This is a genomic window from Pseudomonas sp. FSL R10-0399, assembly GCF_009600165.1.
Lineage (GTDB): Bacteria > Pseudomonadota > Gammaproteobacteria > Pseudomonadales > Pseudomonadaceae > Aquipseudomonas > Aquipseudomonas helleri.
The window spans coordinates 1-9,291 of sequence record NZ_WIWK01000170.1 but is presented as its reverse complement, the minus strand read 5'-3'; the positions used below and the strand labels follow the sequence as shown (position 1 = coordinate 9,291).

8 protein-coding genes and 1 pseudogene are annotated in these 9,291 nt (G+C 60.1%); 4 read left to right on the top strand and 5 right to left on the bottom strand.

The features are described 5' to 3' along the window. A pseudogene (locus GHO41_RS27570) lies at positions 1-820 on the top strand (amidase family protein); the annotation flags it as partial. A 65-nt stretch (positions 821-885) separates the two neighbouring features. Here GHO41_RS27570 and GHO41_RS27565 read toward each other — a convergent pair. The 5 genes from GHO41_RS27565 to glnT form a co-directional block, all read right to left on the bottom strand. Next, a complete protein-coding gene (locus GHO41_RS27565; protein ID WP_153392159.1) occupies positions 886-2,211 on the bottom strand; it encodes an ammonium transporter in 1,326 nt (441 codons plus the stop codon). Between the two features lie 112 nt (positions 2,212-2,323). Next, positions 2,324-3,661, bottom strand: coding sequence for an FMN-binding glutamate synthase family protein (locus GHO41_RS27560; RefSeq protein WP_153435185.1), 1,338 nt, complete (start codon positions 3,659-3,661; stop codon positions 2,324-2,326). Positions 3,662-3,680: 19 nt separating this feature from the next. Further along, positions 3,681-4,364, bottom strand: coding sequence for a protein glxC (locus GHO41_RS27555; RefSeq protein ID WP_153435184.1), 684 nt, complete (start codon positions 4,362-4,364; stop codon positions 3,681-3,683). Between the two features lie 11 nt (positions 4,365-4,375). After that, positions 4,376-5,281, bottom strand: a complete 906-nt coding sequence (locus tag GHO41_RS27550; RefSeq protein ID WP_153435183.1) for a glutamine amidotransferase family protein — start codon at positions 5,279-5,281, stop codon at positions 4,376-4,378. A gap of 107 nt (positions 5,282-5,388) precedes the next feature. Further along, the gene (gene glnT / locus GHO41_RS27545) at positions 5,389-6,723 is read right to left on the bottom strand and encodes a type III glutamate--ammonia ligase (protein WP_048369154.1); all 1,335 of its coding nucleotides are present in this window, start codon (positions 6,721-6,723) and stop codon (positions 5,389-5,391) included. Positions 6,724-7,006: 283 nt separating this feature from the next. On the opposite strand from glnT, the gene GHO41_RS27540 reads away from it, so the two are divergent. The 3 genes from GHO41_RS27540 to GHO41_RS27530 all read left to right on the top strand — a co-directional run. Then, complete coding sequence (locus tag GHO41_RS27540) at positions 7,007-7,606, top strand: helix-turn-helix domain-containing protein (protein WP_048369155.1); 600 nt, start codon at positions 7,007-7,009, stop codon at positions 7,604-7,606. A gap of 377 nt (positions 7,607-7,983) precedes the next feature. Continuing rightward, complete coding sequence (gene purU, locus GHO41_RS27535; RefSeq protein WP_048369156.1) at positions 7,984-8,850, top strand: formyltetrahydrofolate deformylase; 867 nt, start codon at positions 7,984-7,986, stop codon at positions 8,848-8,850. After that, on the top strand, positions 8,847-9,291 hold a 445-nt coding region (locus GHO41_RS27530), incomplete at its 3' end, for a tetrahydrofolate dehydrogenase/cyclohydrolase catalytic domain-containing protein (RefSeq protein ID WP_371929056.1). The genes purU and GHO41_RS27530, both read left to right, overlap by 4 nt.

The window sequence follows — 9,291 nt, the reverse complement described above, 5'->3', positions numbered from 1 at the left end:
CACCGCAGAAAACCCCGGCATCGGCGGCCCGACCGGGCAGCGCATCATCACCCGCGCTTCGGTCATCGACCTGTGGCAAGCCGCGCGCAAGGCCCTTGAGGCCAAGGGCGCCGAAGTGATCGAAGTCGACTTCCCGCTGGTGTCCAATTGCGAAGGCGACCGTCCGGGCGCGCCAACCGTGTTCACCCGCGGGCTGGTGTCCAAGGAGTTCATGCACGACGAATTGTGGGAGCTGTCAGCCTGGGCCTTCGATGACTTCCTGCGTGCCAACGGCGACCCGAAACTCAACCGCCTGGCCGACGTGGATGGCCCGCAGATTTTCCCGCACGACCCGGGCACCCTGCCCAACCGCGAAGATGAACTGGCTGCGGGCATGGATGAGTACGTGCGCATGGCCCAGCGCGGGATCACCCCGTGGGACCAGATCGCGAGTTTGCCGGACGGCCTGCGCGGCCTGGAACAGACCCGCAAGATCGACCTTGAACAATGGATGGATGACCTGGGCCTGGATGCCGTGCTGTTCCCGACTGTCGCGGATGTAGGCCCGGCCGACGCCGATGTTAATCCGGCATCAGCTGACATTGCCTGGAGCAACGGCGTGTGGGTGGCCAACGGCAACCTGGCGATCCGTCATTTGGGTGTGCCGACCGTCACCGTGCCGATGGGTGTGATGGCCGACATCGGCATGCCGGTGGGCCTGACCTTTGCCGGGCGCGCTTACGACGATTCGGCGTTGCTGAGCATTGCCTCGGCGTTTGAAGCACTGGGCAGCAAACGCCAGATCCCGCCCCGCACCCCGCCGCTGAATACCGCTCTGTAGGCTTGAGTTTGCTCGCGATCTTTTGTCAAAGATCGCGAGCACGATCACTACAGGATGCTAATGCTTCAGTGGTTATAAGCCCGCTCGTTATGCTCAGCCAGATCCAGCCCCAGCTCTTCCACGGCATCATCGGCACGTAAACCCATCACGCGGTCGATGATTTTCAGAATCACCCAACTGGCGGCAAAGCAATACACCGTGGTCAGCAGCACGCCCTTGATCTGCGCCATCACTTGCGCGCCCATGCTCACGCCGTCCACCAGACCGCCCAACGACGGCACACAGAACACCCCGGTCAGCACTGCACCGATCATCCCGCCAATGCCATGCAAGCCGAATACGTCCAGGCTGTCGTCATAACCGATACGGCGCTTGAGCACGGTGACGCTCAAGTAGCAGAACACCCCGCACAACAAGCCGATGGCCAGCGCACCGCCGACGCCGACATAAGCACACGCCGGGGTAATACCCACCAGTCCGGCCAGTGCACCGCAGGCCAAGCCTTGAGCACTGGGCTTGCCGACCTTGAACCACTCGGTGAACATCCAGCCCAGAATGCCTGCGCATGCGCCCAACTGGGTGTTGAGCATCACCATCCCGGACAAACCGCTCAAGCCGCCGCCCGAACCGATATTGAAGCCAAACCAGCCGACCCACAGCATCGCCGCACCGGCCATGGTCAGGCTCAGGTTGTGCGCGGGCATCGGGGTGTTCTGGTAGCCCTTGCGCTTGCCCAAAATCAGGCAAGCGGCCAAGGCGGCAACCCCGGCATTGATGTGCACCGCCGTACCACCGGCATAATCCAGCACGCCCCAGTTATGCATTAATGCACCGGGCCCGCCCCAGACCATGTGCGCCACCGGTGCGTACACCAGGGTGAACCACACCGCCATGAACAGCAGCGCCGCCGAGAACTTCATGCGCTCGGCAAAGGCACCGGCGATCAGCGCCGGGGTGATGATGGCGAAGGTCATCTGGAACGTCACGTACACCCCTTCCGGGATGTCACCCACCAGGCTGTCGGCGTTAATGCCTTTCAAAAAGGCTTGCCCCAGGCCACCAACAAAACTGTTGAAGGTCACCTGCCCCTCCACCATGCCCGTGGTATCCACCACCATGCTGTAGCCATAGATCACCCACAGTACGCCCACCACCCCGGCAATCCCGAAGCACTGGGTAAACAGTGAAAGCATGTTCTTGGCCCGCACCAGGCCGCCATAAAACAGCGCCAGACCGGGCAGGCACATAAACAACACGAGCGCGGCAGCGGTGATCATCCAGGCGGTGCTGCCGGTGTTCAGGACGGGTGCATCGGCGGCCTGAGCCAGCGGTGCCAACAGCATGGCTGTGCACACCATCAAAGAAGATTTGCCGAGAGGGCGATTGACCATGTTCAAAGCTCCTGCAAAAGAACGTTCGAAATTGTAGGAGCGAGCTTGTCTCGCGATCTTTTAAAAGATCAAAAGATCGCGAGACAAGCTCGCTCCTACGAGGTGGGGTCTATCAGTAGCCGGAGCCCGGTACCCAACTGGTGCCCGCCAGCGGCACGCGGGCCATGGCGGCCGACTCCACGGTCAGGGCGACCATGTCTTCGGGGTCAAGGTTGTGCAGGTGCGATTTGCCACAGGCCCGGGCCATGGTCTGGGCTTCCAGCACCATCACCCGCAGGTAGTTGGCCAATCGCCGACCGCCTTCGACCGGGTCCAGACGCTTGGACAGTTCCGGGTCCTGGGTGGTGATCCCGGCGGGGTCGCGACCGTTCTGCCAGTCGTCGTAGTAACCCGCTGCCGAACCGATTTTCTTCAGTTCGGCGTCCAGCCGCGGATGGTTGTCACCCAGGGCGATCAAGGCTGCCGTGCCAATGGCCACAGCGTCTGCCCCCAGGGCCATGGCCTTGGCCACGTCGGCGCCATTGCGGATGCCGCCCGAGACAATCAACTGCACTTTGCGGTGCATGCCCATCTCTTGCAGGGCCTGAACCGCTTGCGGGATGGCCGACAAAATCGGGATGCCGACGTGTTCGATAAACACTTCCTGAGTGGCCGCCGTGCCGCCTTGCATGCCGTCAAGCACGATCACGTCGGCCCCGGCTTTGACTGCCAGTTTGACGTCGTAGTACGGACGGCTGGCGCCGATTTTTACGTAAATGGGTTTTTCCCAGTCGGTGATTTCCCGCAGTTCGGCAATTTTGATCGCCAGGTCGTCCGGGCCGGTCCAGTCCGGGTGACGGCAGGCGCTGCGCTGATCGACACCAATCGGCAAGGTGCGCATCCCGGCCACCCGCTCGGTGACTTTCATCCCCAGCAGCATGCCGCCACCGCCCGGTTTGGCGCCCTGCCCAAGGACGATTTCAATCGCGTCGGCCTTGCGCAAATCGTCCGGGTTCATGCCGTAGCGTGACGGCAAATACTGGTACACCAAATGCTGCGACTGGCCACGCTCTTCCGGGGTCATGCCGCCGTCGCCGGTGGTGGTACTGGTACCGGCGATGGTCGCGCCACGGCCCAGGGCTTCTTTGGCATTGGCCGACAAGGCACCGAAGCTCATCCCGGCGATGGTCACCGGGATTTTCAGGTGAATCGGCTTCTTCGCGAAGCGGTTGCCGAGGATCACATCGGTGCCGCACTTCTCGCGATAGCCTTCCAGCGGGTAGCGCGAGACGCTGGCGCCGAGCAGCAGCAAGTCATCGAAATGCGGCAGTTTGCGTTTGGTGCCACCGCCACGAATATCGTAGATACCGGTTTCGGCCGCGCGCTGGATCTCCTGAATGGTCAGGCGATCGAAGGTGGCCGATTCGCGCAGTACCGGCGTGGTGGGCGTTGGGTTAGTGGAATCGCTCATGGGGTTCTCCTCGCGCGGATCAGTACGCGGACGCGTTATCGACTTTGAAGTTGTACAACTGACGGGCCGAGCCATAGCGCTTGAACTCGGCGGCTTTGTGCGCAAAACCGGCTACATCCAGCAGCCCTTGCAGCTCTTGCAGATGCTCGGCGCGCATCTCTTTTTCAATACAGTCCGACCCCAGCGACTCGACGCTGCCGCGCACATAGATGTGGGTTTCGTACAGCGAGTCGCCCAGTGCATCACCGGCATCGCCGCACACCACCAGACGCCCGGCCTGGCCCATAAAACAGCTCATGTGGCCAATGCTGCCGCCGACCACAATGTCGATGCCTTTCATGGAGATCCCGCAGCGCGCACCGGCATCGCCCTCAATCACCAGCAAGCCGCCATGGGCAGTGGCCCCGGCCGCCTGCGAGGCGCTGCCTTTGACCCGCACCACACCCGACATCATGTTCTCGGCGCAGCCCACGCCGACGTTGCCGTGAACGGTAATCGTCGCCTGCTGGTTCATGCCCGCGCAGTAGTAACCGGCGTGGCCTTCAATATCGATGGACACGGCCTGGTTCACGCCCACCGCGAGGTTGTGCTTGCCATTGGAGTGGGTCACCCGCCATTCAGCGTCGATAACGTTAGGAACCTGGTCGTGCAGCGCCTGATTGAGTTCGCGCACGCTGGCAGTGGAAAGATCGATGGTTTTCATGTGTGCGCTCCTTAAGCTGACTCGCGTTCCCAGATGTACAACGTGGCCGGTGCCGGCTCCCAGATGCGTGCGTGTTCAATGCCCGGCAGGCTCGACAGCGCCTGATACTCAGAAGCCATGGCCACGTAATCGTCGGTTTCGGCCAAAATCGCCGGTTTGCAGGCAATCGGGTCGCGGATCACCGCAAAACCGTTACGGGTGCCGATGGCGAAGGTGTAGAAGCCGTCGAGGTCTTCCAGCGCGTGGTCCAGCGCTTCTTTCAGCGAGTCACCCTGCTGCAGGCGCCAGGTCAGGTAACCGGCCGCGACTTCGGTGTCGTTGTCGGTTTCGAAATGAATCCCTTCGCGCTTGAGTTCCTGACGCAGGCGGAAGTGATTGGACAGCGAGCCGTTGTGCACCAGGCACAAGTCGGCGCCGGTCGAAAACGGGTGGCTGCCTTCCATGGTCACCGCGCTCTCCGTGGCCATGCGGGTGTGGCCGATGATGTGGCTGCCCTGCATGCCGGCCAGGCCGAAGCGCCGGGAAATGTCCTCAGGCAGGCCCATGCCCTTAAGGATCTCGATGCTCTGCCCGGCGCTCATGATGCGCACCGTCGGCGCCAGCTCAGCCAGTGCTGCACGCACCGATGCCTCGTCGACATTGACCTTGAGCACCGCAGCGCTGGCGTTCTGAAACCAGTCCAGCGAGCAGCCCAGGCGCCCTTCCAACGCGCCCATCAAATTGTTCCAGTCAAAGCTTTCAGTGGTTGCCTGCAACGTCAACTTGACCCAGCCTGCCGCCACTTCATCGCCGTAGATAGCAAAGCCGGCACTGTCCGGACCGCGATCCGTCATGGCCTGCAACATGGGTTCAAACAACGTGCCGAGCCGGGCTTCCAGCTGCGGGTTTTTCAGATACAGACCTACGATTCCACACATAAGAGCAGTCCTCACTTTGTTCGGGAGCGGTTAGCTGCAAGCTCCAAGCAACCGCGTAGACAGGCACACCTCCAAACTGCTCTCACTTGCAGCTTGAAGCTTGCAGCTCAGAAGAATTCTGTATAACGCTTGATTTCCCAGTCGGAGACGTGGCGGCTGTACTCCACCCACTCCATGCGTTTGAGCTTGATAAACTCGCCAACGATTTGCGGGCCGAGCACCTCGGCAAACAGCGGGTCGGCTTGCAACGCGTCACAGGCTTCCTTGAGCGATTGCGGCAAGGTCTTGATGCCCCGGGCGGCAATTTCTTCGAGGCTCAAGCTGTAGAGGTTTTCGTTGCAGACGTGGTCGATTTCCAACTGGCGGTCGATGCCGTCGAGCCCGGCTGCGATGATCGCTGCGCTGACCAGATACGGGTTGCACCCGGCATCCGGCAGGCGAAATTCCAGACGCCCGTAAGGCACGCGGACCATGGCTGAACGGTTGTTGGCGCCGAAGGCGATAAAGGCCGGTGCCCAGGTGGCGCCGGACAAGGACTGCCCTACCACCAGGCGCTTGTAAGAGTTGACGGTCGGCGCAGCGAAGGCACACAGGGCCGGGCCGTGGGCGAGCAAACCGGCAGCAAAGTGATAAGCCATTTTCGACAGGCCCATGCCGCTGGGGTCGCTGGCGTCATGGAACAGGTTTTTGTTTTCGGCGCTGCTGATCGACAGGTGAAAGTGCATGCCGTTGCCCGCCCGTTTCGGGTCAGGCTTGGGCATGAATGAGCAAATCATGCCCAGGTCGTTGGCGATTTCACCGGCCGCCATGCGAAAGAACGTGAAGCGATCGGCGGAGGTTAGCGCATCGCTGTAGGTGTAATTGATCTCGAATTGGCCGTTGGCGTCTTCGTGGTCAATTTGGTAGACCTCGAAGTCCACTGCTTGCAAAGCTTCGGTGAGTTTTTCCAGAAACTCTCTTGAGCGCGACAGGCCTTTGTAGTCGTAGCAAGGCTTGTCGAGGTTGTCGCTGGGGTCGACCAGTTGCAGCGTGCCCTGCTCGTCACGGCGCATCAGGTTGAACTCCGGCTCCAGCCCGGTGTTGAGGGTCCAGCCCTTGTCCGCCAGGCGCTGCACTTGTTGCTGCAACACATAACGGCTGTCGTAAGGGTGCGGCTTGCCATCAACATGCCCCACGCACACCACTCGCCCGTAACCTGGCTGCCAGGGCACCGGGGTCAGGGTCGACAAATCGCCGCGGGCCATAAAATCCGCGCCGTGGGGCTCCATGCCCATGCCACTAATGGCAAAACCGGCGAACCCGGCGCCCTCTTCGGCGACGGTCTTGAGGCCACAAATCGGCACCGACTTGGTTTTCGCCGCACCGTGAATATCGACAAACTGCGCAAGCACGTACTTGATCCCGTGCTTATCGATGATGCGCTGGGTTTCTGCTGGCAGCATTACTCGTCACTCCTGGCGAAAGGCAAAACAGTGAGGGTTGGCCTTAACCGTCTTTTTATTCCTAAAAAGAAAGTTAGTTTCCCAATAGGAATGCAAAGCCCTTGCCAGAGTTGTCAGCGCTGCGTCAAAACGCCTCCAGTGGCGTTTTCGTGCTGTCTATATGGGAAAATTCTTTTCCCGGTGGGAATATGGCCAATGATCCGCTAGCCTGTAACCAGCTTTTTGCACTTTCTCAGTGCGAAACTATTATTACTGAACGGAAAGTGTGCAGGACTGAATGACGATGCCAACCGAACCCGCTCCACGGCTCAAGCTTGAGCAATACTTGGGCATGCAGATAAAGCGCCAACGCCAGGCTCAGGATTTGAAGTTGTCCGACGTGGCCAAAATTGCCGATATCAGCCAGGGCATGTTGAGCAAAATCGAAAACGCCCAGGTCTCTACCAGCCTCGATACCTTGAGCCGTCTGTGCGACGTGCTCGGTTTGCCGATGTCCAAGCTGTTCAGTGAATACGATCAGCAGGACGGCAGCGCGCTGCTGGTCAAGGCCGACCAAGGCATGGAAGTGGTGCGCCGGGGCACCGAGAAAGGCCATACCTATCACTTGCTCAACCACACACGCGGCCCGAAAAAGAGTTTTGAGGCGTACATGGTGAGCATGGACGACGCCAGCGAAGAGTTCCCGACCTTCGCCCATCCGGGCACCGAGTTTTTGCATTTGCTGGAAGGCGAATTGATTTATCGCCACGGCAACCAGTTGTACCGCATGCAGGCGGGCGACAGCCTGACCTTCGAAGGCGACATCCCCCACGGGCCAGAACAACTGGTGCAAGTCCCGATTCGCTTGTTGTCGATCATGAACTACGGCAACGACAAGGAATAAGCCCTTCCCTCTTTGGCTGCCGCCCCGTCTTCGATACCGCATTGTCGCGCAGCAAAAAGGCCACCGAATATCTTCAGCATCCCCCAATCGGTTCCCTCTCCTTCGGGAGAGGGCTAGGGTGAGGGGCTCTTAGATCAAGATCAAAAGATCGCGAGCAAGCTCGCTCCTACAGATTGCATCTTTCACCCCGCCTAAAATTCCTGCCAGTTAAAAAACATTCTTAAAACTTCTGGACGCGGCGCGGGCATTCCCCTATAAAGCCAACATTCAGGAATATTTTATTCCCATCAAGAAAGTACGTTCCGCCTCGAGAACGGCTGTGCTGATGTCTTTTTTCGCCCTGCGATGAGCTGCCACTACCTTCCCGAGGATGTGTCATGCAACACGAAAAAAACCATTTCATCATCAAGGTTACGTGTCCGGCGGTGTCTGGCATCGTTGCTGCCGTGACCACGTTTCTGGCGGACAACGGTTGCTACATCGGGGAGATGGCGCAATTCGACGATGAGTTCAGCGGGCGCTTTTTCATGCGGGCCGTGTTTCGCTTCAACGATGAGCAGGCCGCTGACCTTCAGCAGATCAAAGACGGGTTCAGTGACGTTGCCGCCGCCTTCGACATGACTTGGGAACTCCACGACACCCGCCAGCCGATGCGTGTGTTGCTGATGGTGAGCAAGTACGACCATTGCCTGGGCGACTTGCTGTACCGCTACCACAAGGGCGAGGTCGACATGACCATCACCGCCATTGTTTCCAACCACCTCGACCTGCGGCCCATGGCTGAGCGCGAGGGTATCCGCTTCATTTACCTGCCCGTCAACAAAGACACCAAGGCCCGGCAAGAAGCCGAACTGATGAAAATCGTCGACGACACCGGCACCGAGCTGGTGGTGTTGGCGCGTTACATGCAGATCCTCTCCGACGACCTGTGCCAACAACTGTCAGGCCGGGCGATCAATATCCACCATTCGTTCCTCCCCGGCTTCAAGGGCGCCAAGCCGTATCACCAGGCCTGGCAACGCGGGGTAAAGCTGATCGGTGCCACCGCGCATTACGTGACCAGCGACCTGGACGAGGGGCCGATCATTGAGCAGCAAGTGCAACGGGTCGATCACGCCCATTTGCCCGAAGATCTGGTGGCAATCGGGCGCGACACCGAAACCGTGGCGCTGTCCAGGGCGGTCAAATACCACCTTGAACATCGAGTGTTTCTCAACCAGGACAGAACGGTGATTTTCCGGTGAATACGCCCCTTTTGATTGACGGTAAAGCCGCCGCCACACGCGTGTTGCAGCAAGTGCGCGAAGACGTGGCCAGCCTCTACGAGCAGGCCATTGAGCCCACCCTGGCGGTGATACTGGTGGGTAACGACCCGGCCAGTCAGGTGTATGTGCGCAACAAGGTGCTGCGCGCCGAAGAGGTCGGTATTCGTTCGCTGGAACATCGCCTGCCGAGCGACACCACAACTGAGCACTTGCTGCAATTGATCGACCGTTTGAACGCCGACCGTTCGGTTCACGGTGTGTTGTTGCAACTGCCCCTGCCCGCGCATATCGACGAACTGCGCGCCCTGCAGGCCATCAGCCCGGACAAGGACGTCGACGGTTTCCACAGTGACAACGTCGGCGGGCTGAGCCAGGGCCGCGCGGTGCTGGCGCCCTGCACCCCCAGCGGCTGCCTGTATT

Coding starts and splice junctions, on each gene's coding strand:
- GHO41_RS27565 (WP_153392159.1), bottom strand. CDS start 2,211: ATGGTCAATCGCCCTCTCGGCAAATCTTCTTTGATGGTGTGCACAGCC.
- GHO41_RS27560 (WP_153435185.1), bottom strand. CDS start 3,661: ATGAGCGATTCCACTAACCCAACGCCCACCACGCCGGTACTGCGCGAA.
- GHO41_RS27555 (WP_153435184.1), bottom strand. CDS start 4,364: ATGAAAACCATCGATCTTTCCACTGCCAGCGTGCGCGAACTCAATCAG.
- GHO41_RS27550 (WP_153435183.1), bottom strand. CDS start 5,281: ATGTGTGGAATCGTAGGTCTGTATCTGAAAAACCCGCAGCTGGAAGCC.
- glnT (WP_048369154.1), bottom strand. CDS start 6,723: ATGCTGCCAGCAGAAACCCAGCGCATCATCGATAAGCACGGGATCAAG.
- GHO41_RS27540 (WP_048369155.1), top strand. CDS start 7,007: ATGCCAACCGAACCCGCTCCACGGCTCAAGCTTGAGCAATACTTGGGC.
- purU (WP_048369156.1), top strand. CDS start 7,984: ATGCAACACGAAAAAAACCATTTCATCATCAAGGTTACGTGTCCGGCG.